Source organism: Myxococcales bacterium, from assembly GCA_016717005.1.
Lineage (GTDB): Bacteria > Myxococcota_A > Polyangia > Haliangiales > Haliangiaceae > UBA2376.
Map to the genome: position 1 here is coordinate 1 of JADJUF010000002.1, position 23,605 is coordinate 23,605.

13 protein-coding genes and 5 pseudogenes are annotated in these 23,605 nt (G+C 73.9%); 5 read left to right on the forward strand and 13 right to left on the reverse strand.

The features are described from left to right. Window positions 1-963: 963 nt before the first annotated feature. From IPL61_06520 to IPL61_06555, 8 genes and pseudogenes are all read right to left on the reverse strand, one after another. Window positions 964-1,356, reverse strand: coding sequence for a hypothetical protein (locus tag IPL61_06520; protein MBK9030981.1), 393 nt, complete (start codon window positions 1,354-1,356; stop codon window positions 964-966). Between the two features lie 250 nt (window positions 1,357-1,606). Further along, a pseudogene (locus IPL61_06525) lies at window positions 1,607-1,861 on the reverse strand (hypothetical protein). A 2,006-nt stretch (window positions 1,862-3,867) separates the two neighbouring features. Continuing rightward, entirely contained in the window at window positions 3,868-4,740 is an 873-nt protein-coding gene (locus tag IPL61_06530; GenBank protein MBK9030982.1) for a thiolase family protein, read from the reverse strand. A gap of 262 nt (window positions 4,741-5,002) precedes the next feature. Beyond that, window positions 5,003-5,590 (reverse strand): hypothetical protein, encoded by a 588-nt coding sequence (locus IPL61_06535; protein MBK9030983.1) that lies wholly within the window; start codon window positions 5,588-5,590, stop codon window positions 5,003-5,005. Window positions 5,591-5,701: 111 nt separating this feature from the next. After that, window positions 5,702-6,157 carry a hypothetical protein gene (locus IPL61_06540; GenBank protein ID MBK9030984.1) on the reverse strand — a complete coding sequence of 152 codons (456 nt, stop codon included), beginning with the start codon at window positions 6,155-6,157 and terminating at the stop codon, window positions 5,702-5,704. Between the two features lie 335 nt (window positions 6,158-6,492). Beyond that, window positions 6,493-6,870 carry a hypothetical protein gene (locus IPL61_06545; GenBank protein ID MBK9030985.1) on the reverse strand — a complete coding sequence of 126 codons (378 nt, stop codon included), beginning with the start codon at window positions 6,868-6,870 and terminating at the stop codon, window positions 6,493-6,495. A 1,118-nt stretch (window positions 6,871-7,988) separates the two neighbouring features. Continuing rightward, window positions 7,989-8,288 carry a hypothetical protein gene (locus IPL61_06550; protein ID MBK9030986.1) on the reverse strand — a complete coding sequence of 100 codons (300 nt, stop codon included), beginning with the start codon at window positions 8,286-8,288 and terminating at the stop codon, window positions 7,989-7,991. Beyond that, window positions 8,234-9,490: a DUF4157 domain-containing protein gene (locus tag IPL61_06555; protein MBK9030987.1), complete on the reverse strand. Its 1,257-nt coding sequence runs from the start codon at window positions 9,488-9,490 to the stop codon at window positions 8,234-8,236. The genes IPL61_06550 and IPL61_06555 overlap by 55 nt, the downstream gene beginning before the upstream one ends. A 10-nt stretch (window positions 9,491-9,500) precedes the next feature. Here IPL61_06555 and IPL61_06560 point away from each other — a divergent pair, with 10 nt between their 5' ends. Next, entirely contained in the window at window positions 9,501-9,710 is a 210-nt protein-coding gene (locus IPL61_06560) for a hypothetical protein (protein ID MBK9030988.1), read from the forward strand. Window positions 9,711-9,747: 37 nt separating this feature from the next. Here the strand turns inward: IPL61_06560 and IPL61_06565 are convergent, their stop codons facing one another. From IPL61_06565 to IPL61_06580, 4 genes and pseudogenes are all read right to left on the reverse strand, one after another. Then, a complete protein-coding gene (locus IPL61_06565) occupies window positions 9,748-10,593 on the reverse strand; it encodes an ABC transporter permease (protein ID MBK9030989.1) in 846 nt (281 codons plus the stop codon). Further along, window positions 10,590-11,520: pseudogene (locus IPL61_06570) on the reverse strand (ABC transporter permease). Before IPL61_06570 ends, IPL61_06565 begins: the two are co-directional and overlap by 4 nt. Before the next feature lie 1,133 nt (window positions 11,521-12,653). Beyond that, a pseudogene (locus tag IPL61_06575) lies at window positions 12,654-13,055 on the reverse strand (GAF domain-containing protein). Between the two features lie 944 nt (window positions 13,056-13,999). Then, window positions 14,000-14,206 (reverse strand): hypothetical protein, encoded by a 207-nt coding sequence (locus IPL61_06580; protein ID MBK9030990.1) that lies wholly within the window; start codon window positions 14,204-14,206, stop codon window positions 14,000-14,002. A gap of 180 nt (window positions 14,207-14,386) precedes the next feature. Between IPL61_06580 and IPL61_06585 the strand changes: the two are divergent. The 3 genes and pseudogenes from IPL61_06585 (at window position 14,387) to IPL61_06595 (ending at window position 19,327) form a co-directional block, all read left to right on the forward strand. After that, window positions 14,387-14,838: pseudogene (locus tag IPL61_06585) on the forward strand (D-tyrosyl-tRNA(Tyr) deacylase). 2,357 nt (window positions 14,839-17,195) lie between these two features. Next, the gene (locus IPL61_06590; protein ID MBK9030991.1) at window positions 17,196-17,885 is read left to right on the forward strand and encodes a hypothetical protein; all 690 of its coding nucleotides are present in this window, start codon (window positions 17,196-17,198) and stop codon (window positions 17,883-17,885) included. A gap of 143 nt (window positions 17,886-18,028) precedes the next feature. Beyond that, window positions 18,029-19,327 (forward strand): annotated as a pseudogene (locus IPL61_06595) (DUF1688 family protein). A gap of 658 nt (window positions 19,328-19,985) precedes the next feature. On the opposite strand, the gene IPL61_06600 reads toward IPL61_06595, so the two are convergent. Beyond that, complete coding sequence (locus IPL61_06600; GenBank protein MBK9030992.1) at window positions 19,986-20,405, reverse strand: hypothetical protein; 420 nt, start codon at window positions 20,403-20,405, stop codon at window positions 19,986-19,988. A 166-nt stretch (window positions 20,406-20,571) separates the two neighbouring features. On the opposite strand from IPL61_06600, the gene IPL61_06605 reads away from it, so the two are divergent. After that, window positions 20,572-20,904 carry a hypothetical protein gene (locus IPL61_06605; protein ID MBK9030993.1) on the forward strand — a complete coding sequence of 111 codons (333 nt, stop codon included), beginning with the start codon at window positions 20,572-20,574 and terminating at the stop codon, window positions 20,902-20,904. Window positions 20,905-23,605: the final 2,701 nt, after the last annotated feature.

The window sequence follows — 23,605 nt, forward strand, 5'->3', positions numbered from 1 at the left end:
GGGCGGTCAGGGCGCGGCGAGGTACGGCGCCAGCGGCTCGGTGCGCGCGTCGTCGCGGCGGGCGATCGCCAGCACACAGGCGCAGGCGCAGGCGTTGCCGCGAGTGTGGGCGGCGATCACCAGCGCGGGGCCGATGACCGCGGCCGGCAGGGCAGCGCCATGGCACCACGACGCGACCGTGCGGCAGGCCCAGCGGACGGCAGCCCGGTCGTCGCCGGCGACGCCGGCCAGCTCGACGCGGGCGCGAGCGTCGGCGCGGGCGTCGGGCTCGGCGGCGATGGCGGCACGCGGCCGAGGTGGGCCAGCGCGCGCGATCGGTGGCGGCGTGCAGCACGCGGGCGAGCGCCGGGCGCGCGCGGTCGGCGCTGGCGGCGTCGACGATCGAGCCAGGGCGCGGCCGCGGCCAGCGCGCCGGCGTCGCCGGTGGCGATCGCGGCGGTCAGCGTCGCCACCAGATCGTCGCAGGTCGCGGTCCCGGCGACGACGCCATCGACGACGGCCTCGAGCGCGCTGACGCGCTCGGCGGGCGTGAAGCGGCGCGACGGCGAAGCGCCGCCCAGTCGCCCCCGACCAGCTGCCAGCGGTAGTAGCCGTCGCCGCCGGCGTCGGCGGTCAGCCGGAAGCCGGGCAGGTGGCGCCGAGAAGCTCGATCGTCGCAACGTCGTCGACGACCGCGCACGCGCGGCCACCGCTCAGCGCACGCACGGCGTGACCCGATGATCGGTGGCGGTCACGCGCACCAGCGCCCGGCCCGGCAGGCACAGGCGCTCGGCGACGACGGCCGGCGCGCCAGCGCGGGTGAGCCATCGGTGGCGACCGCGGCGATCGGGAGCTCGGGCGCCAGGCGCGCCAGCTCGGCCCGATCAGATCGTCGCTGTCGACGACACAGCCGGCGTGGCAGGTCAGTACCGCGCCCAGCGCCGCGCGCACCAGCGTCGCCCAGCCACGCCGCCCACGCGTGCATCAGCGCCGCGCCCTTCTGTTAAGGTGAGGCCGTCGAGCAGCGCGCGCGGGTGCGCGATCGTCGCCGGCCGCAGCGCGCCAGGCCGAGATCGGCTTTGGTCCTCGGCGATCACCTCGAGCCGGTCGGGCGTGATCGGTGGCCGCGCGGGTCGGGGTCGGCAGCTCGCGCAGCTTCGATCGCCCGCGGACATCCAGGTCGCGGGCCCTCGTTGACCACAGCTCGCGCCAGGTCCGCAGCGTGACCACGGTGCCGAACCACGCGTGCGCGACCTCGTGCGCGAGCACCAGCGCCACGAGCGCGCGCTCGTCGGCGTGGACCGCGCCGGTGGCGATGCTGGCGGCGATCGTGATCAGCCCAGGGTTCTCCATCGCGCCGCTCAGCGACGGCACCACGATCACACGTCGAGCCGGGGCCAGGGCCACGGCCGCCCCAGCCGCAGGTCGAGGTCGTGACGCTCGGTCCGAGCACCGCGCGGGCCTGCTCGACGTGGGCCAGCGCCGGCGGCGCGATCAGCCGCGCAGGCGCAGCAGCGCCAGGCGCGTCGACGGCGGTGAACCGACCGGCCGCGACCGCGACCGGGTAGGTCGGCAGCGGCGGCGCGTCGGCTCGAACTGGTGCGCCAGCCAGTCGCCCTCGCGGGTCGTCGGTGGTCGGCATGTTCGCGTAGGCCGCGACCCCGTCGGGCGTGCGCACCACCACCGCGAACGGCGTCCGCCAGCGCGGCTCGTCAGCGAAGCACGGGAAGGCGGCGCGGGCGTCAGCCGGCTCGAAGTCAGGAGTAGACGAAGCGATCGTCGCCGCTGCGCTGCGCGAAGATGCCGACGCGATCGCCGTAGGGCGCCTTTGAACTCGAGCCGCAGCGTCAATAACGCCGAGTGGCGGCAACCCGGGGAGCAGGGAGACCGAGCAGGCTCTCGCGGGTGGTGCCAGGGCGGGCCGGGGCCGGGCCTGGGTCAGCGCCCCGAGCGTGGTCGTGCCCCGGCGCGCGGTGGCGGCGTCGACGGTGATGCGGCGGTCGGCGTGCAGCCAGATCACGCGCGGGTCGGGCGCGAAGCGAGCCGTCGATCTCGACGACGCCGGCGTAGGTCGTGGCGGAGGGATCGAGCGCGAGGTCGAGCCGGCCGGCGACCGGGGTGACGTCGTCGTCAGGCGTGACCGCGGGCGGCAGCCCGGAAGCCCGACGTCAGGCGCCAGCGCCGGCACCGGCAGGGGCTGCGGCGTCACGACCTGAGCGGTCGCGGGCCGGGGCGCGGCGGCAGGGCCACACGCGACCGCGGCGATCGCGACCAGCGCAAGCGGCGTCCGGCAGGCGAGCACGCCCGGGCTTCGCCAGATCCGCCGCCGGCGCGGCTACCGGATGCGCGCGCGGCAGTTGCGGTAATGGTGACGCGTGACACGGCTCCGCGTGTGGATCGCGCTGGCGCTCGGCCTCGGCCTCGGCGCGGTCGCGTACCGCTGAGCCGCGCGATCGGCCCTTCGACGCGCCCGCGCACGCCGGTCGCGTGACGCCGGCGGTAATACGCGCGCCGGTCGCGCCGGTCGTCGCGGCGACCGCGCCCGCGAGGGCCCTGCCGATCGCGGTGATCGACGCGCGGGCCGGGACCGCGCTCGCCGACGTGACGCTCACGCTGCGGCGCGCCGACGGCAGGGGGCGCGATCGTCGTGCTCACCGCGACCACCGACCCCTCGGGCGCTTGGCCTGAGCCCTCGGCGAGGGCCGCTTTCGGGTCGCCGCCACCGCGCGGCAGCGCGCCGCTGGTGCTGACCGACGCCGAGAGGACTGGACCGTCGGCGCGGCGCTCGATCCCGAAGCTGATCGTCCGGGCGGTGCCGGCCGCCGAGATGCCGCCGCCGCGCGAGCTGCCGCCAGTGCCGCCAGGCGCCAGCGTCGCTCGTCGGCGAATTTCACGCTGGCCACGGCGCGCCCAGCCGATCTGATCGTCACGCCGATCTTCCTCGGCGACTTCGGGCCCGGCCACCCGGTCGTGCGCGCGATCGCGTGCCGCAGCCGACGCCGCTGCCGCCCGGCGCTTCGTCGGCACCGGCGGGAGCACCGCTGGGACGGCCTGGCCCCGGCGACGCGCGGTCTCGTGGTCAGCGCCCGATCAGCGGCGTCGCGCTGGTGCGCGCGATGGTCTGGCCCGACCTGGCCGGCAACGCGTCGAGCGCGCTGGCGCCGGGCCGCCGGCGTCGCCGGGCGCGCGCTCGACGATCGCGGCGCCGAGCTGGCCGGGAGTCGAGATCGTCGTCTGGGTCGGCGACCTGCGGCTGGCCGCGGTCACCACCGACGCCCACGGCACGTTCCTGGTGCCCGATCTCCCGGCCGGCCCCGCCGAAGCTGGTGGCCAACCGGCCCGGGTTGGATCGGCGATCGACCGACATGGCCCCTCGTCGCCGGGCAGCGCGCGATGCAGCCGCTCGGCCTCCTGTGCGGCGACGCCGCCGAGGCCGTGATCGTGGCGCGCTGGTACCTCGCCCGCAATGAACCTGGCCGGTTGAGGACGCCGATCCATCGCCGATCGCCGCGTTGAACCTCCTCGAGTTCCAGCGAGGAGCCGTCGTCAGTTCGCCTTGCGCTCGGCGCGCCTCGACGCCGCAACCGGTCCAGATCCACTGCGGCGAGGTACTGGAGCTCCGACCGCGTGCTGGCAGCCTCCGTCCACGGCGTCGAGAGCGCGCCGGGGCAAGGCAGACCGACGACGGGCTACTCTCAGCAACTCAGGGAGCTGCAGGCACCGTATGGAAATCCATCCGGCGGGGTTCTCACGGGCGCGAAGCGACCTGAAGGGATCGTGGCGGTTCAGAATCGCGGTCGGGCCTTCTAGAGCGACCGCGAGCACCAGCGAAAGGATGCCTTGTCCGCCGCCGATGCATAGCGTCACCAAACCCCAGCGTTGCTTGTTTCAGCGCAGCGCATAGGCACAGGTGAGTGTGAGAATGGCGCCGCTGGCGCCCAGCGGATGTCCGAGCGCAATGGCGCCGCCTTGTGGGTTGACCCGTTCGGGCGCAATGCCCATCGCTTCGAAATCGCGCATCACCGCCAACGCTTGGGGAGCAAAGGCTTCGTTAAGTTCGACGTGATCGAGGTCCTTTCCCGAAATGCCTGCACGCGCGAGCGCTAGGCGCGTGGCCGGTACCGGGCCCCACCCCATAATCCGCGGGTCGCACCCGGCGACGGCCACGCCGGCCAAGCGCGCCAACGGTCGAAGGCCGTGCGATGCAGCGTCGGTCTCTCGTCCAATGATCATCGCTGCCGCTCCGTCGACAACAGCGCTGGCGTTGCCCGCGGTGATAATGCCGCCGGGCTCGAAGGCGGCCGATAGGCGGCCGTCCATTTTCGCCATCGAGGCGTCGTCGAGAACGTGCGTGTCGCTTCGAACCTGAATTGGCGCTTCGGCAGCGTCGACCGTTACCGACACCGGCTCAATCTCTTCATCGAACTGCCCCGCATCGCGCGCCTTCTTGGCAAGAGACTGCGATCGGTAGGCAAATTGGTCGGCCTGTTCGCGCGTCACCTGGTAGCGGCGGCCGAGCTCCTCGGCGGTATTGGCCATCGACATGTCCTCGCCGACGGATCGTACAGACTCAGAAGCAGCATGTCCTGAACGAAGGTGCCAGCGCCCAGCGACTTGCTTCGATCGGGCCGTATTTGTGCACACTCGCGCCCACTTTCTTGCCGCGCATACCGTAGAGGCTGAACGGGTACTGCATGCTTTCAGCGCCGCCCACTGCGACAAACGGGCGAGCCTGGTCGTGCCAACGCCGGCGAGGATCATTTTCGGCACCCACCGCCACCGCTTCGGCTCCACTGCCGCAGATGCGCGCCACGGTCAGCGCGGGCACCTCATGCGGAATGCCGGCGTGCCAGGCCATGCCTCAGGCGGCGTAGATCGAATCGCGGTGGCTGTGTTGAGCCGTGCCCATCACCACGTGGCCGAGCAGCTTCGGATCGACTTCGTATTCGAAATGGCCGCCGAAAGCGCCAGGCCGCCCAGTTGGTTGGTCGAAAAGCGAGCAAACAGCCCAGGCTCGCGGTTGTTAACCAGAATATCGGCCCGCGGCGTGCGCCGGCCGCCGTCGAGAATGACGATCGCAGTGTCGTGGCTCATCGGTGCTCTCTGTTTTATTCTGTTTAGAAAAGCGGCCGGTACTTTGGGGCCGTTTTGGATGAAAGTTGTTCATTCCCATGTCCATGTCGACGGTGTCGCGGCACCGTCCAAAACCGTCGACCTCGATCAACAGTCCCTCCGCGAGCGGCTTCGACAGCCCGCGGCGCAGCACGTCGACCAAGATCGCGTCGATCGCCAGCGATCGATGTCCAATCGTCCGACGGGCAGCGGCGCAGGCAACTGGACGGGTTGGGGTTGACCGGTTGAAGCTTGATCTCGCCGGCGAAGGTGCTCTGCGAATCAGCGCCGATGCGGCTGCCACCGGATCGTCGGACGGCTCGCCTTGGGCCCAGCCGAGCGCTACCGCCTCTTTCGACGAGATCGCACGCCCGGTGCGCAGAAGGTCGATGCCCGCAGCGGCGCCGACCAATCGAGGCAGTCGCTGGGTGCCGCCGTAGCCGGGAATAATGCCCAAATTCACTTCGGGTTGCCCCAAGAGCAAATGGGGGCCCACCACCCGCGCATGGCAGGCCATCGAAATTCGGCACCGCCTCCCATCACCGGGCCATCGACGGCAGCGACGATCGGTTTCTTGGCATGCCTGATGCGCCGCGACACCGGGTGGACGTCAAGACACCGCGCGGCATGCCTCACTTGATGGAAGGGCTGCAAGCTCGTTGATGTCGGCGCCGGCGAGTGAAAGGTCGCTGCTCGAAAAGACGATGCCCTTCACCCGATCAGCGGCAAGCAGTTCGGTGATGGCCCGATCGATCTCGCCGATAGTCTTTTTTGAAAGGGCATTTTTCACTTCCGGCCGAAATACGCGAACTACCGCCAAATCGCCGTCGCGTTCGACCGACACATTGGCGGCAAAACCGGCGGCCGTTCCTGGGCGATGGTCGGCGACATCGCAAAGCCCGGCGTGCTTACTGGCGTAGGCGGCGCAGAGCGCGTGGACCGCTCGGCCCCATCTCTGAGCCAGCTCGAGAATGCCTGCGGCTAAACCCAGCGCCTGGCGCGTGAGCCAATCGGTTTCGGTGGCCGCACAGGTACCTGCGTCGACGACAACAGAAGGTGCGCGCAATCAGCACCGCCAGAATGCGATCGACCACCACCTTGGCCTTTGCGGCCCAGCGCCGCGCGTAGGGGCGTCGCGCCGCGCCCCTGGGGCCACGGGGCATTGCCTTTCTGGGTCAGAATGCGCGGCGCGCGGAAACCAGGCAGTGCCGGTCGGCGGGAGCCTCGCGCATCAGCACTTGGCAGTGGCTGGTCAGGAAATTCCGCGGGTCAGTCCATCACATTGAACGGGACCGCTGCCGCCGATGGCGCCGTCAACCACTTGGGTCGACTTGGGCCGGCGTCGCCAAGCCCGCTTCTACAATGCGCGCTGCCTCGGCGATGCAGTTGCAGAAGATGTCGTCAGCGGCGAAGCACCTCACGTCTTTGGTGACGATCGGAACTTTGCCGAGGCGTTTGAGCAGTCGCCACCATGCGCGCGCCCAGCGCGGCGTCGCCCGACAAGACGACTTCAACGGGCAATGAGCGCCAGGCCGGATAGAACGGATGGTTGACAAAACAGCGTTCGGGATGGCTGGCCTTGGCCGCAATGCGAGCGCGGGGAAGGCCCGAGGTGGCAAAGCCGATGAGGCAGTCTGGGCGGACGACGGCCTCGGGCTTGGCGAGGATCGCGCGCTCGATCGTCAGGTCCTCGGTCGCGGCCTCCGAGGACAGGTGCAGTCCCAGGGCGCGCCGAGGTCCTGAGTCCAGCACCAGCGCGGCCTCCATCGCCTGCGCCACCTCGGGAGCCAGCTTGCACCGGGCCGCGCCCTTGCTCGCGTTGCCGCGGGGTCCACGCCACGCCGGCGTCGAGCGCCTCCTGCTTGATATCTGACCAGGTAGACCTTCGCGCCGGGGCTCGCGCGCGGTCGGCGATCGAAACCCCGTAGGCCGGGTCCGGGCCGATGGATCCAGAACCGATGACACCGACGATCAGCGATGACTCGCGTCGTGTGGGTGGCCGCCGTCGCGGCGGTCCACGTGCGGTGCCAGGAAAGCGCGCCCACGTGGGCCAGGCATCGCGCGGCCCGCGACCACGCGACCGCGCGTCGCTGTGCGGTCCTGTCACGCTCGGCGCGACGGTGTCGCCGGGCATCGCGCGCCCGCGTCGCTGCGCGCGTACCCTCGATGGCGATGGCAGGCATCGCGCCGCCTGCGCCGCGCCGCGGTGCGTACCCTCGATGGCGGTGTCGGCGTCGCGCCGCCCGCGCCCGCGCGCCCGCGTGTCGCTGTGCGGTCCTGGCACGCTCTGCGTCCGCGCCGGCCCAACCAGTGGATCGAGGCTCCTCTGGCCGCCCGCGTGGGTACCCTGCGCCGCGATGTCCTACGAGTTCCTGTCCGAAGAATGGTTCGCCCCAGGTCGACGCTGATCCGCCGCCGGCGATCTCGACCTACCGCCGGCGCACAAGGCGGCCAAGATCAACGTGACGATCACCGGCCCACGCGGCGACACCCAGGTGTTCTTGCAGGACGGCGTTCGCGCGTGGCCACCAGGCCGCGGCCACCGCGATCACCCTCGCCGCCGACCTCGCCCGGAAGATCTTCGTCGACGGCGACGCCGCCGCCGGCATCGGCGCGTTCCTGGCCGGCGAGATCACGGTCGACGGCGACCTGGCCCAGCTGGTCGCGATGCAGACCGCCGAGCCCAGCGCCGCGCAGCTGCGCCTGGCCCGGCAGATCGCCGCGCGATCACCGCAGCGCCCGCGCTCGTGGCGGCGCGGGTCGCGGCGGGTCGGATCGCGGCGGCAGGGCGGGTCGCGGCGGGTCGGATCGCGGCGGCGGCCCCTCCTCGACGACGGCGCCGATCGGACCCGGCTGCGATGGCGCAGGCTCGACGCCCGCCGCGCCGCGCGGTCAGCTCACGGGCCGCCCAGGGCGCGCAGATCCGAGAAGTTGCCCTGGCCGCCGTTGACCGCCTCGAAGAACGGGTCGACGACCGCCTCGATCACCGCGCGCTGGGCCTCCGCGTCGGTGATCGTCTTCTTGAAGATGTACTCCTGCGCGATCGTGATCGACCAGTCCTTCGACAGCGCGAGCTTGAGCTCGAGGGTGATCTTGACGCCGCCCGGCACCGCGGCGCCCTTGAAGGTGGCGGGCCCCCAGCTCAGCTCGGGCGTGAACGTGGTGGCGATCTGGCCGGTGTTGCGGTCGTACTCCATCTTGACCCCGGCGGCGCTGAACGACGCCTTGCCGCCGGAGTCGGCGGCGAAGGTGAACGGGCCGACCGCGCCGCGCCGCTGACCTGCCGGTGCTGTCGACTGCGCCTGACACCGGCCCCACCTTGCCGCCGACCTCGACCTTCGTCCGTCGGTGCCGGCGGTGAGGTCGCCGTCCTGATCGTGATCTTGAACTTGCCGTCGCTGCCCAGCGACGACGAGCCGAACGGCGTCGCGAGCTTGATGGTGGTCGTGCCGGTGGTCACGTCGACCAGGGGCAGGTCGCCACCCATCCGGGTCAGCAGCGGCTCGGGCAGGCCCCAGTGGTTCTCTCGCTCTGCCCCTGGGCCGGCAGACGCCCACGCACGGCCGGATGGGCACGGTGACCTTGTCCGGTTCGCCGTCGTGATCGCGATCCTCCTCGGGCGACAGGTCGGCGCCCTGGGCCACTGGCGCGCCCGCGCTGCGGGCGCGCGCGGCGCTGGCATCGCCAGCAGCTCGTCGATGTCGAAGCCCTGCACCACGTCGGCGAAGGCGTCGCCGCGTCGGTCGGCCTCGGCCTCGAGCGCGGCGTCGGTGTTGACCGGTGTGCCGCAGGCCTCGCCGGTGGCCTCGACGCGGCCGTCGCGTTGCTGCGCCACGTGGGCGAGCTCGTGACCGATCAGCGCGCGCCCGGCCTGTGCGTCGGGCTGGAACGCGCCGCTCGCGAAGTGCAGGTCGTCGCCCCGGGCGAACGCCTGGGTCCCGAGCTGCTCGGCGGCCCCGTCGTGGTGCACGCGCACCGCCGAGAAGTCGTGGCCAAACTCGGCGCCGGCGGCCTGCGCGATGGCGGCCGGGAGCGGGGCGCCGGTCGAGGGGCTGGGCAGCTGGCCGCCTCGGGGCGCGCCGCCGCGCCAGCCTGGGGCCGGCAGGTCTGCGGTGAGCGTGCGCTTGCCAGGCGCCGGCCCCGACCACGACCCGGCAGCGCCAACGGGATCCCTGCGACGCGTAGCGACGATGGAACATGGACCAGGCAATCGCAAGCGATGTGCCACGGCCCACGCGCGGCCTACGGGCGCGTCGGGCCTGGGTTTGGCCACGGCCGTCGGGACCTCGAGGGCCCGGCGCCCGCGGCCGGTGGGACCTGCGGATCCCGCACCCGCGATCGCGATCACCAGCTCGATCCAGACCTCGTCGCCGACGACGACCGCGCGGTAGCGGCGCAGGAGCGTAGCCGTGGCCGGGGCAGGTGAGGCAGCCGTCGGCGAGGTCGACCTCGCCGTCGGCGAGCGCGACGTCCTCGTGTGGGCACACGCCGGCGGTGGCGATGATCTCGCCGCCGAACACGCCGGCGAGCACGGGCCAGGTGACGCCGGCGACGGTGAACGCCACGAGCGCGTCGGTGGGCAGGTCGGCCAGCCGCGCCAGGCGCACGCGCAGCACTAGCGCGCCGTCTCCTCGACCCCAGGTCGAAGGCCGCGCACTAGAGCCGGCCTCGCTGGCGCGGGTCGAGGCGATCGCGCAGGCCGTCGCCGAGCAGGTTGGCGGCGAGCACGACCCAGGCGATCGCGAAGCCGGCGGCCAGCGCGTAGTGGCGGAAGCCGGGCTTCCACAGGAACGACGTGCCCTGCTCGAGCATCGCGCCCCAGGTGTGATCGATCTGGGGGCCGAGCCCGAGGAACGACAGCGACGCCTCGGCGGCGATGACGTTGCCGAAGCTGAGCGACATCTGCACCAGCAGCGGCGCGATCAGGTTGGGCGCGATGTGGTGGAAGAGGATCCGCGGCGTCGACGCGCCCAGGGGCCCTGGCCGCGATGACGTAGTCGCGCTCGCGCAGGGTGAGCACCTGGCCGCGGGCGACCCGGGCGTAGCCGACCCAGCCGTTGGCGCACAGCGCGATGATGAAGATCGGCAGGCCCGGCCGCGCCACGACCGCGACGATCGCGATGTTGAGCAGGAGCCCCGGAACGCCAGGAAGATGTCGACGACGCGCATGATCACCTCGTCGACGACGCCGCGCGCGTAGCCGGCGACCATGCCGATCGTCACGCCGATCGACGCGCTGATCGCGACCACGATCACCGACAGGATCAGCGCCTCGCGGGCGCCGTGCAGCAGCTGCGACAGCGTGTCGATGCCGCTCTTGTCGGTGCCGAGCCAATGCGCCCACGACATCGGCGCGTACATGTGATCGAGATCCATCGCGCGGGCGCCGACCGGGTACGGCGCCAGCCACGGGCCGAACAGGCCGAGCACGATGAACACCGCGACCATGATCGCGCCGACCCACACGCTCGGTGACCACTGCTTGAAGCGCACGCCGCTCACGCCCGCCGCACCCGCGGGTCGATCAGCCCGTAGGCGACGTCGACGGCGATGTTGACCAGCACGTACGAGCCGGCGATCACCAGCACGCAGCCCTGGACCACGGGGTAGTTGCGCTCGCGGATCGCCGCCAGCAAGAGCGAGCCCAGGCCCGGGCGCGCGAAGATGTTCTCGATGATGATCGACCCGGACAGCAGGCTGCCGAACTGCAAGCCGGCGACGGTCACGACCGGCATGATCGCGTTGCGCAGCGCGTGCTTCCAGACGACGACGCGCTCGGGCAGGCCCTTGGCGCGCGCGGTCCGCAGGTAGTCCTCGCCCAGCACCTCGACCATCGCCGAGCGGGTCATGCGCGCCAGCATCGCCATCAGGTGGGTGCCGACCGCGAACGCCGGCAGGATGATCGCGGTCGGGCCGATCTCGAACGGGCCCGGCAGCCAGCCGAGATCGACGAAGAACAGCAGCAGCAGCAGCGGCCCCAGGAGCATGTTCGGGATCGCGATCCCGGCCAGCGCGCCGATCGCCGCCAGCGTGTCGAACCAGGTGCCGCGCCGGAGCGCCGCGTAGATGCCGAGCGGCAGCGCCATCACGATCGCGAACGCGAGCCCGACCAGGGCCAGCGCCACGGTGTGCGGGAACGCGTCGGCGATCAGGTCGGCCACCGTCGGCTTGCCCTCGGGATCGGGGCACTGGTGGCCGAGCGTGCGGTCGGCCACCTGTCCCATGAAGTTCACGAACTGCTCGGGCAGCGACACGTCGAGGCCCATGCGCCTGACGATCTTCGCGCGCTGCTCGGGCGTGGCCTCGCCGCCGGCCAGGTGATCGACCGGGTCGCCGGGGATCACGATGCAGGAACAGGAACACCAGCAGCGACACCCCGAGCATCGACGGGATGCCGAGGCCGAGGCGTCGGAGGATGAAGGCGCCCAGCGGCACGAGCGGGCCGAGCGTACGCGGCCGGCCGGGGCTTTGTCGATCGCGTCGACGCCCCGCTGTTCCGCTGCGCAGCGCTCGGTGGCGGACCGCGCGTCCGCGGCCGGCCGGGGTTTCGTCGATCGCGTCGCCGCCGCGCTGGTCGCGCCGCGCCGCGCTCGGTGACGGACCGCGCGTCCGCGGCCGGCCGGGGTTTCGTCGATCGCGTCGCCGCCTCGCTGGTCGCGCCGCGCCGCGCTCGGTGACGGACCGCGCGTCCGCGGCCGGCCGGGGCGTCGTCGATCGCGTCGACGCCTCGCCGCGTCCGCCGGGCAGCGCTCGGTGGCGGACCGCGCGTCCGCGGCTGGCCGGGGCGTCGGCGATGGCGTCGCCCCCTCGCTGGTCGCGCCGCTCAGCTCTCGGTGGCGCGGCGGCGGCGCGTGTCCTCGATCGCCACCGCCGGCGGGTTCACGCGCACCACGGCGGCGCCGTCGGCGTCGGCGTCGACGGTGCAGCGGTCGCCGGGGCGGACCCACGCGTGCAGCCCGCGGACCTCGGCCGCGACGGCCAGATCGTCGGCCCGGGCGATCGCCGCCGCCGCCGGCGTGGCCGCGCCCTCGACCACGATCGCGCCGGCCGCGCGCGCGCACGCGACCAGCGCCACCAGGCCGCCGACGCGCTCGCCGATCCAGATGCCGCCGGGCGGCAGGGCCGCCGACGTCGCTGGCCATCACGCCCAAGAGCACCAGCAGGTCCTCGACCTCGGCCGCGCGATCGAACGCCGGCGCGTGGCCGTGGGCCGCGGCCACCTTGAACGGCGCGCGCGCGTAGTCGCGGGCCACGGTCGCCAGGCCCGCCACCGTCGGCGGCGCCGCGGCGACCCGCTCGTGCAGCCGGCCGTCGAGCAGGAGCAGCTCGACCTCGGCCAGCGCCACCTGCGCGTCGGCGTCGCCGTGCTTGCGCAGGCGTCGGCGCGCGCGCTCGAGATCGGTCGGCAGGCGCGCCAGGGCCCCGGCGATGTCGAGGTCGCCGCGCTCGCCGAGCGCCGCCAGGGTCGGCAGGATCGTCGCGCGCGCGACCGCCGAGCCCGGGGCCACGGTGACGCCATCGAGCCGCGCGCTCCGGGCCATCGCCGCGCGCCCGAACCGGCGCTCGACCGCGAGCGTCACCGGCGCCGCGAGCGCGGTCGCCAGCGTCACCTCGGTCGGCGTGAACCCGGTCCGGGCCCGGCGCTGCAGCACCAGCACGCCGAGCGCGCGGCCGCCACCGATCAGCGGTACGCCCAGGTACGCGGGGAACTGCTCCTCGCCCAGGCCCGGCACCAGCTTGAAGTGGCGCTCGTCGGGGCCGACCGCGACCGACACCGGGCGCAGGCACTCGGCGCACAGCCCGGTCAGGCCCTCGCCGAAGCTCAGGCGCACCGCGCCGATCGCGCCGGGCGGGAAGCCGTGGTTGCCGCGCATGACCAGGCGGTCGACGCCGTCTTCGTCCGGTTCCCGGACGTACGCGCTGACGACGTCGACCTCGGTGATCGCCGCGAGCTCGCGGCACATCGTCGTCAGCGCCTGCTCGAGCGGCGCGTCCTCGCCGGCGACCGCGATCCAGCCGCAGGATGCCGTCGACCGAGCGATCACCGGCGTGGTGGATGTGGACGGTGGCCGGGCGCGAGGTCATGCCCCCACCATGCCACCCCCCGTGTTTCGCTGCGGTTTCCGATCGCGTCCACCGCCCCAGGCGGAGATCCTGGTCCTCAAAGCTGCCGAGGTAGGCGAGAAGGCACCACTGATCCTGGGATGTTGACCCATGCGCTGTCCCCAACGCTGATGGCCCCAACGCTGCCGCGGCAGAGCGAAAATCGTTAGTTATTCTGGGTATTTGCGACCCAGGAGCCGGTCCCCAACGTTGACGCGGTAGGGCAAAAACGTCAGTGATCCTGGGTATTTGCGACCCAGGAGCCGGTCCCCAAAGCTGACGCGGCAGGGCGAAACTCGCCAGTGATCCTGGGTATTTACGACCCAGGAGCCGCTCCCCAGAGTTGAAAAATAGTCAGCAAGTTTAGGTATTTACGACCCAGGAGCCGGTCCCCAACGCTGACGCGGTAGGGCGAAACCGTCAGTGATCCTGGGAATTTACGACCCAGGAGCCGCTCCCCAACGTTACCCAGGAGCCGGTCCCCAAAGCTGACGCGGCAGGGCGAAAATCGCCAGTGATCCTGGGTATTTGCGACCCAGGAGCCGGTCCCAAAGCTCGCTCGTCGGTTCCGGAATCAACCCGGCGCGGGCGCGCAGAAGCCCGGGAGATCCGAGCCCAGGCGCTCGCCCGGCTTCGGCACTGGCTCGCCGCCGTGCGACATCATCAAGACTCGTCGCGGCACTCGTAGCGGTCGCGACAGTCGCCGAGCCGCTGCAGGTGCGCATGCAGTACCGGATCTCCGAGGACCGCGGCACGCACTGGCCGCGCAGCGTGCAGACCTCGTCGAGGGTGCAGTCGTCGGTGGTCAGGTCCTCGGTCGCCAGCACGCACGGCTTGTTCGTGAACGACGCCGGTAGAACCGCACGCACACCGCCTCGTCCGGGCAGGTGTTCCAGTCGCAGCCGAGCTCGGTGCAATAGCCGCCGGGCGACTGCTGGTCGCAGATGCTGGTCTGGTCGGTGCCGTCACCGCAGTCGAGGCTCGACGAGCACTCGTCGCCGATCTCCTGCACAGGCGGCGGCGAGGACGAGGACGAGGACGAGACCGAGGCGGGTCATGCGGGCGCGCATCCTCTGCAGGGTTGTCGGTGGACACAATCGCGGACGGCCGGCTTGGCCGGCGGAGGTGCGAGGTTGGACTGCGGGGCCGCCCAGTGGTTGCCCCGGCCCAGCCGCTGCCGTAAGTACGCGGCATACGAGCCGTCATCCAGCGCTGCCGGCGCGCGTCTGTGACCGTGGCCGGCGCGGTCGGTCGGTGGATCGGTCACGGGCTGGTGGTGCTGCTGGGGGCGGGCAAAGGGCGACGGCGACGACGACCTCGGCTACGTGGTCGACAAGCTGGTCAACCTGCGGATCTTCGCCGACGACGACGGCAAGATGAACCGGTCGGTGCTCGACGTGGCCGGCGGGGTGCTGATGATCTCGCAGTTCACGCTCTACGCCGACGCGCAAGGGGCGGCGGCCAGCGTTCCTCGACGCGCTCGACCCGGGTCCAGCCGAGGCGCTGTACGAGCGGGCGGTGGCGGCGGTGCGCAGCGCCGGCGTCGCGCAGGTCGCGACCGGCGTGTTCCGAGCCGACATGCAGGTCGAGCTGGTCAACGACGGACCGGTCACGATCATGATCGACCTGCGCCGGCAGTTCTGATCTTGACCGCGCGCGGGGGGATCCCGCTCCTTGGCCGGGGGGCGTGTCCAACCCCGCGCCCGCGCGGACCTGCGCAGGTTTCTGAAACCCGGCGGGCGGCGCGTGTCCCACCGGCGATGAGGTCCTCGCGATCGCCGCGCTCGCGGGCCGGGTGCGCCACCGGCGCGCGCGGGCCGGGGCGGGCGCGCGCCGGCGACGACCTGCCACCGCCGGGCGCCCGGATCGCCGCCGAGGGACCGCGTCGGGCCTGGTCGCGGGCTCCGCCGGCGACGGCGTCGGCGAGGTCTGGCGGTCGCCGGCGGTGATCGAGCGCAAGCGGGAGATGCTGCGGGCGGCCATCGAGCTGTCCGACGGGCGCGATCGCCTCGAGCTGCGGATCCAGCTGTTCGAGCTGCTGGTCGACCCTCGGCCGGGTGACCGCGGCGCCGAGGCCCTGGCGCTGGGCGCCGCGCTGCTGGCGGAGCCGGGCTTCGCGGCCGTCGCGACCGCCGATCAGGTGCTGGCCGAGTACGCCGAGGCGTTGCGGCGGGGCCAGCGCGCGGGCGATGTGCCGGCGATCTGGCGGCGCTTGATCCGCGACTACCCGAGGTCGCGCTGGGCCGGCACCGCCTCGGTCGCGCTTCGGCGACGACGCGTTCGCGGCGAACGATCTGGCCACGGCGGGCGCGATGTACGAGCGCGCGCTGGGGCGATCCGCTGGTCGGCGCGTACGCGCGCTACAAGCGGGCCTGGGTCGCCTGGAACCGCGGCGACCTCGAGGCGGCGCTCGCCGACTTCGTCGAGGTCGCGCGGGTCGGTCGGGAGCCGCTGCGCCGGGAGGCGCTCAAGGACGTCGTGCGCGCGTTCGCGGGGGTCGGGTCGCCGGCGCAGGCCGAGGCGTTCTTCCGCGCGCTCGATCCGCCGGGACCCGACGATGCTGCTGCGCCTCGCCGCGCACTACGCCGACGTCGGCAAGGACCGCGACGCCGCGGCGACCTACGCCCTGGCGCAGCCGCAGCTCGACGACGCCGGCGCGTGTCGCGCAGGTCGGCCTGGCGCGCCGCGGTCTGGCGGAGCGGGGATGCGCGCAGGCCACCGCCGCGCTCGCCGCGCTCCAGTGGCGGCGGGTCGACCCCGCCTGCGCCGACGAGGCCGCGGCCTGGCCAAGACGGTCGCGCAGGTCCTCACGCGCGAGGTGCGCGCTGCCGGGCGATCCCACCGACGCGATCGCGGCGTGGATCGTCGTCCGGACCCTGGCGCCGGCAGGCCCGCGCCGGCGCGACGCGGCCACGGCCGCCGCGACCCTCGCGCACGAGCACGCCACCGCGGCCGCCACCGCCCTCGCGCGGGCCGCGGCCGCCGACGCCTCCTACGAGGCCGCGGTGGCGGGCGACGCGGCGCCGGCGACGCGGCCCTCGACGCCTGGCGTCAGGCGGTCGCGCTCGATCCCGCGCTGGCCGGACGGGCCGCGGCCGGGCGGGCGTTGCTCGAGCAGCAGCGGGCGCGACCGCGCGGGCGCGACAGGCGAAACGCGGTAGTGTCTGCGCCGATGCGCGCCCGCTGGTTCGTCGTTGTGCTCTCGATCGCGGCCTGCGGTGGCGGCCAGGTCACCAACCCTGGCCTGGTGGTGCCGACCGGCGCCGGTCGAGGCCGACTACCTCGAGATCGAGCCCACCGCGCCGTTCGCGAAGCTGTTCGTCAAGGGCGCGCGCTGGCAGTTCCCGCTCGCGGGCTGGACCGGCAAGGGGCCGGCGCCGGTCATCACCTGCGAGGTCGGCGCGCAGCGTTCGAGCGCGCGCCTGGGCTTCCTCCACACGCACGCCCGATCGCGAGCTGGGCCCGATCAGCGGCGGGCTGCCGCGGTTCGGCGTGATCGCGTCCGCCAGGGCCTGTGGTTCACCGAGCACCTCACGGTGGTCACGCCGCTGCCCGACGACGAGGCCGGCGCGCTGGTGGACCGTCGCCGAGCCGATGCGCCTGGGGACCGCGGGCGCCGGTCACCTACGAGGCCCACGCCGGGGCCGCCACCGCCACGCTGCCGGCGATCGCCGGCGGCATCGAGGCGTTCGCGCTCGGCGACGCCGGCACCCGGTGCCTCGCCACCGAGAACGCCGCCGAGGCCGACGCCGCGCGCACCGTGCTGTGCGTGCGCGCTGACGCGGGCGCATCGTCGGCGGCGGCGTCGCCACCGCGTCGCAGGGCATCGTCCCCTCCGGCGCGGACGTTCGGCGGGCGCCGCCGCCGCCGGTGTCGCAGCCGTTCGCGACGCGCCTCGACGTCAACGTCGAGACCGTCAAGCTCGACGCGCCGGGCAGGGCAAGCGCGCGCCGCTGGACCTGACCGCCGCCGTCGACAGCGCGCAGCCGATCGCCTACGAGATGTCGGGCCGCGCCGTGTCCGACGACGGCACCGGCAAGCGGGTCGAGGCCGATCAGCCGACGCTGACGCTGCGCGGCGCCGCCAAGGTGGTCGCGATCGAGCCGAGCGGCCGCTTCCGCTACCAGTTCACCGTGGCCGAGGCGACCGCCACCGGCCCGGGCACGACGCCGCCGTTGGCGTCGGGCATGGCCTCGCTGGTCGGCGCGGTGTTCGCCAGCGGGGTCGAGCCCGACGGCCGCGTCGCCGAGTACGCGGTCGCGGTCGAGCACCCGATCCCGACCACGCCGGTGGTGGTCGGTCAGGTGGCGCAGTCGATGACCACGTTCGTGGCGCTGCCGACCGAGCCGATCGGGGTCGGGGCGACCTGGTCGTCGACCTACCTGACCAGCATCGTCCGGCCAGGCGGTCACGGTGATCGTCCGGTCAAGCTGGTCAGCCGCAAGGGCGCGGTCGCGGTGATCTCGTCGGAGACCGCGATCGCGCCGATCGCCCAGGCCGTCGCCGGCGGCACCGCGCGGCTCGAGGCCAAGGGCACGGTCACCACCGTCTACACCGCCGGCCGCCTGCTGCCGACGCGCGCCGCGGAGCTGCACCTGATCGCCACGGTCGAGCCCACGCCCGGCGTCGCCAACCCGGCGCGGCGCGAGCGCCACGAGCTGCACATGCGCACGCGCGTGCTGCCGCGCTGATCGATCGCGCGCGAGCGGTCGTGCGGACCGGTCGCGTCGGCGCGCACGCGCACCTGGGCGCGGCCGACGTCGCGCCGCGCCACGGCCCGCCCGAGGCGTGGCTTTCCCCCGCCGGGGCTCGTGCCAGAGTCACGCACGTGCCGATGTCGAACCAGAACCACGACGCGAGCGTCCGCGGTGCCGTCGGGGCGGCGCCAGTGAGCGGCTACGACCTCGGCAGGCGGGTTCATCGTCCCGGGGCGCGCCGCCGACGCGGGCCGCCGCGGTGTCGTCACCTGCGCTCGCCGCTGGCGATCCGGGTCCGCGCGACCAACGTCCCTCGAGGCCGGCCTGCTCGGTGAGCTCCGCCACTTCCGCGTCGATCGCGGGCGGATCGAGGCCGTCGCTGATCGAGTGATCGCGGTGACGCGCGCCAACCATCCGACCCTGCGCATCCCGGCCCACGGGCGCCTGGTCGGTTCCGGGCCGGTAACCTCGATCGCGTCGCCGCGATGGTCGAGGCGCGGGCGCTGGCGCGATCGCCGCCGAGGCGCTGATCTATCTGATCGTCGTCAGCGTCTTGCCCGACGCCGACGCCGGCGACGCGTGGCGCTACCGCGAGGACGCCACCGGCGAGCTCCTGGCGGAGGGCGTCGCAGTCGCCAGCCTGCGCGCGTTCGAGGCCGGCCTGTTCTCGGCCGACGCGCTCTTGCCGCTCGCGTCGACGCGGCGGCGCTGCGCGGCCTCGACGACGACGACCTCGCGCGCGCGCTCCAGGCCGGCCCCGACAACCCGCTGGTGGGGCTGGCCGGCCGCGCCGGCCTCCTGCGACGGCTGGGCGAGGTCATCGACGACAACCCCGCCATAGCCTCCAACGGCCGCCCGGAGCGGGTTGCTCACGTCGATGCGCCCGCGGGCCGAGGTCCGCGCCGCCGATCTGTCTCGGCGATCTCCTCGGAGGGCTCGGCCCGATCTGGCCCGGGCGCATCGAGCTCGGTGGCGTCAACCTCGGCGACTGCTGGCGTCACCCCGCCGCCGGCGGCGCCGGCATGTCGAGCGGCCTGGTGCCGTTCCGCTAGCTGTCGCAGTGGCTCGCGTACTCGCTGTTCGAGCCGCTCGAGCTGGGCGGCGTCAGGTCGGTGCAGGGCGCGATGACCGGCTCGCCGAGCACCGCAACGGCGGCCTGCTGGTCGACCTCGGCGTGATCGTGCCGCGCCGACGCGATCACCCAGGGCACCCGCTACCGCGTCGACGACGAGGTCGTCGTCGAGTGGCGCGCGCTCACCGTCGCGCTGCTCGACTGGGTCGCCGACGCGGTCCGCGAGCGCCTGCAGGTCTCGCCCGATCAGATGCCGCTGGCCCGCGTCCTCGAGGGCGGCACCTGGTACGCCGGGCGCCAGGTCGCGCGCGAGCGCCGCGCCGGCGGCGGCTCGCCCATCGCCGTCGACAGCGACGGCAGCGTGGTCTCTGACCGCGCTGCGGACGCGGCCGAGCGTTTCGGGCGGCGGCACCGCTGGTCGCGGCGCGCGTCCAGTGTGTCGGCGGGGTGTTGGGCGCTGACGCCCAGCGCCGGGCGACGACGCCCGGCCAATGGCACGCGGCCTGCGCCCGGAGCCAGCGGGTCGTCGACTGGGCAGGACAGGTGTCTGCCCAGGTCGGGTGTCAGGAGTTCATGGCCTGCACGCTCGACCTCGCGATGCAGGAGCCGTGACCGCTTGTCTCTTCTTCGATCGCGCCACCTGCCGCCGGTCGGTCCGCGACCGCTGCGCCGATGGCGCTGCGTGCGGCGCCCGACGCCGGCCCGCCGCGGCCGACGAAGGCGTAGACTGGGGAGGTGGCCGATCGGGACTCCACCGAGCCCGCCCCAGGGGTCACCGTTCTCGACCGCGCAGGTCGACGCGGCCGTCGATCAGTTGCGCGACGGCGACGCGACGGCGACCGCGACGATGACCTCGATGCCGCCGGGCCCGCGCCGACGTCGGCTGCCGCGGATGGATCGCGGCACGGTGATCGGCCGCTACGTCGTGATCGATCTGCTGGGCCAGGGCGGATGGGCGACGTCTACGCCGCCTACGATCCCTGAGCTCGATCGTCGGGTCGCGCTGAAGCTGGGTGCGCGACTCACCGGCGCAGGGGCCGCGAGCGGTTGATCGCCGAGGCCAAGGCCATGGCCCGCGTGTCGCACCTAACTTGTGCGCGGTCCACGACGCCGGCCGCTTCGCCGAGGGCGTCTTCATCGCCATGGAGCTGGTCGACGGTCAGACCCTCACCGAATGGCGACGCACGCCGCGCAGCTGGCGCGAGATCGTGACGGTGTTCGCCGCCGCAGGCGCCGGGCTGTGCGCCGCCCACGCCGCCGGCATCGTCCACCGCGACTGGGCCGGGCAACGTCATGATCGCCTGCGACGGGCGGTGCGCGTGCTCGACTTCGGCGTGGCCTGGTGTAGCGCGATGGTCGTGGCGCCAGACCCCGCGACGCCCGGCAGCGAGCCTGACCCCGACGCGGACGCCAGGCCGCCGGATCCTCGCCAGCCGGGCCATGGGCACGCCAGTCGTACATGGCGCCCGAGCAGCGGCGCCCCGGCGTCCACGACGCCCGCGTCGATCAGTACGCGTTCGCGGTGGCGCTGTACGAGGCGCTGTACGGCGAGCGGCCGTTCGCCGGCGACCACGCCGACGAGATCGCGGACAACGCGCTCGCCTACGGGTGCGGTCGCCGCCGCGCGAGCGCGACGTGCCGGCGTGGCTCCGGCGGTCGTTGCTCAGGGCGCTGCAACCCGAGCCCGGCGATCGCTTCCCGGCGCTGCAGGCGCTGCTGGTCGAGGTGGCCCGCGACCCGGCGCTGCACGGCGACGCGTCGCGCTGGGCGCCGTGGTGGCTGGGCTCGCGCGCTCGCGCTGGTCGGCCTGACCCGCCGCGCCGCCCGGTGCCGCCGTGCCGCGGCGTCGACGCGCCCGCGCTGGAGCTGTGGACCGACGCGGCGCGGGCGCGGGTGGCGACGGCGTTCGGCGCCACCGGGCGGCCCGCCGTCGACGGCTGACCGCCCGGGTCGCCGACGAGCTGCAGCGCCGCGCCCGCGCGCTGGGCGCGAGCCGGGTCGCGGCGTGCGAGGCGTCGAGCGTGCGCCACGAGCAGTCGCCGGCGCTGCTCGATCGCCGGATGACGTGCCTCGACCGGCGCGGCGCCGAGTTGGCGGCGCTGGTGGCGCGGCTGGGCGCGGCGCCCGACGCGGCGTTGATGGATCGCGCGCTTCGACGCCGTCGTGCGCCTGCCGCCGATCGACGCCTGCGCCGACGCCGAGGCGCTGGTGTCGGCGGTCCGCGGCCGACCGACCCGGCGCGCCAGCGCGATCTGGCGGCCGCCGGAGGCTGCGGCGGTGGCCGCGGGGCCCGCGCCGGGAGCTACGCCGCCGACGCCGCCACACCCGCGCGCTGGCGCGCGCCGGCGTCGAGCTCGCCGAACGCGCGGGCTGGAGCGTGCTGTCGCCGAGGTCCCGGGTCACCGACGTCGATGCGCGCTGATCGCCCGGCGACTACGCCGGCCTCCGACGACGAGGTGTTCCGCGCCGCGCGGCTCCGCGACCGAGGCCCGCGCCGAGCTTGCCGCGGCCGCGGCGTGGATCGCCGGCGTCAGGGTGCTAGCGGCGCTGGGGCGGCTGCAGGAGGCGCTGGCGATCGCGCACGCGCCGACGCCGCGCTGGCGCGGCTGGACCGGCCCGGGCCGCAGCCGGCGGCGTTGCTTTGGAGGGCGAAGCCGCGGCGCTCGGGCCACCGGCGACTTCGCGGCCGCGATGGCGCGCGACGATCAGGCCCTCGCGCTGCGCACCGCCGCCACTGGCGCCGACGTGCCCTGCCGGTGGGTGACGTGCTCAACCACAAGGCGATCCTGGTCCGCGGCAAGGCGACCACGCCGGCGCCGAGGCGCTGCATCGCCGCGTGCTCGCGCTACGCGCCTGGCCGGCGCCGACCATCCCGACGTCGCGTCTCCCTCGATAACCTCGGAGTGGTCTCGTAACACCAGGCGGCTCGACGAGGCCGCCGCGCTCTACCAGCAGGAATGTTAAGGCTGCGGCTGGCCACGCTCGGACGATCACGAGGACGTGTACCTCGCTCGCCAACCTCGGCGGCGTCTACCTCCTGATCGCGGCGAGCTGGCGCTGCCGCCGAAGATCACTTCGCCCGGCCCTCGCCACCTGGGCGCGCGTGTTCGGTCAAGGCACCCGGCGCTGGCCATCCGGGACCGGCAACCTCGTGGCGACGTCGCGCTGGCGCGCGGCGACGCCGCGTTAACGCGCTCGACCTGTGCCGCCGCGCCCACGCCGTCGAGCGAAGGCCTCCGAGCTCGCTCGCCCGAGCTCGCCCAGCCAGCCTCACCTGCGAGGGCGAGGCGCTCACCGCCGCCGGCAGCCCGCCGCCGCGATCGACGTCCTCGCGCGCCCCCTCGAGCTGCGTGAGGCCGCTCGTCGACGCCGCCGAGTCCGCGCGCACCGCCTCGCGCTGGCGATCGCGCTCGACGCGCGCTGGCCTCGATCGCCCGCGGGTCGTGCGGCTCGCCAAGCCGCCCGCGACGCGTTCACGGTCCGTCGCCGCGGCACGCGCGCGGGCCGAGGCGCTGGTGCGGGGACGGTGAGCTGACCCGCCGCATCCCGCGGATCGAGCGCGCGCGCACTCGGCGGCACGCGCCAGCGCCTGCCGCCCATCGAGTATGGACTCTGCGGTCAAACGCGTCGTCCGGCGCGGTCCGTCGCGTCGAGCGTCCAGGAATCCGGACCTTCGGCGCGATCGCGGCCACGTCGTCGGCGTGCCGCCAGGCCTCCGCGCCGGTCACGTCGTGCTGATGGGCGGGGAGTGCCACGCGGAGCCGCCATCACGCGCGCTCGACCGCTGGTGATGCGCGTCCCGCGGTAGGCTCGGCCGATGTCGTGGCTCAAGCGCGTCCTCTCGGACGGGGGCGGCCGACCGATCCGAAGATGCCGAGCCCGACGTCAGCTGCTCGTTCTGCGGGCGCCACCGCCGCGAGGTCCGCACTGGCTCGTCTCCCGGACCGGGGGGTGTACGTCCGCGACGGGTGCGTGCTCTTGTGCGACCAGATCCTCGACGACGAGGCCCACAAGGGACGGCGAGGCCAGCTACTACAGGGGGCGCTCCTGAGCGCGGTCGCACAGCTCGCGCACGCCCCTTACGCCCGCGCCCGGCCCGCCTTGCGCGCCGTGATCGAGCTTGGCCGCCGCCACCGGCTCGTGCTGCGTGAGGTGATGGGGCCGCCTCGGCCGTGCACCTCGACCTCGACACCGCGGTGCCGCGCCTCGGCCATCCCGGCGGCCGACCGCACCCCGATGGACACGATCGATCCTCGGCGGCGCCTCGCCGATCCCCGAACACCACGACGAGGCCGTGACGGCGCTCGCGACCGTCGAGCCAGGCGCCGTCGACGCGGGATCGGCGCAGTGCTCCACACGCTGCACGACGTCCGGCCCGGTTCCAGCGCGGTGGGCTCGACGCTGAGCGCGATCCGACGCTGCGCGGTCCCGGGTCACGGAGCTCGAGGGCGCGACCGCCACCCTCCCTGCGGCGCGCGAGCGCGGACGCCGTCCGCGCGCGGCGGCTCGGCGTTCCTGACCGTGGCCGCGCTCGCCGCTCGCCCCCAGACGCGGCCGAAGACAGAGCGCGCGCCTACCTGGCCGCCCGCCCAGACTACGCGCTGGCGCACCACTACCTGGCCCGGGTCCTCACCGCCCGCGG

Bases quoted from the DNA above. Each gene is read 5' to 3' on its own strand.
- IPL61_06590 (MBK9030991.1), top strand. From the start codon at position 17,196: ATGTCGGGCCGCGCCGTGTCCGACGACGGCACCGGCAAGCGGGTCGAG.
- IPL61_06550 (MBK9030986.1), bottom strand. From the start codon at position 8,288: ATGGAGTACGACCGCAACACCGGCCAGATCGCCACCACGTTCACGCCC.
- IPL61_06530 (MBK9030982.1), bottom strand. From the start codon at position 4,740: ATGATCCTCGCCGGCGTTGGCACGACCAGGCTCGCCCGTTTGTCGCAG.
- IPL61_06600 (MBK9030992.1), bottom strand. From the start codon at position 20,405: ATGGCCCGGCTGGCGAGGATCCGGCGGCCTGGCGTCCGCGTCGGGGTC.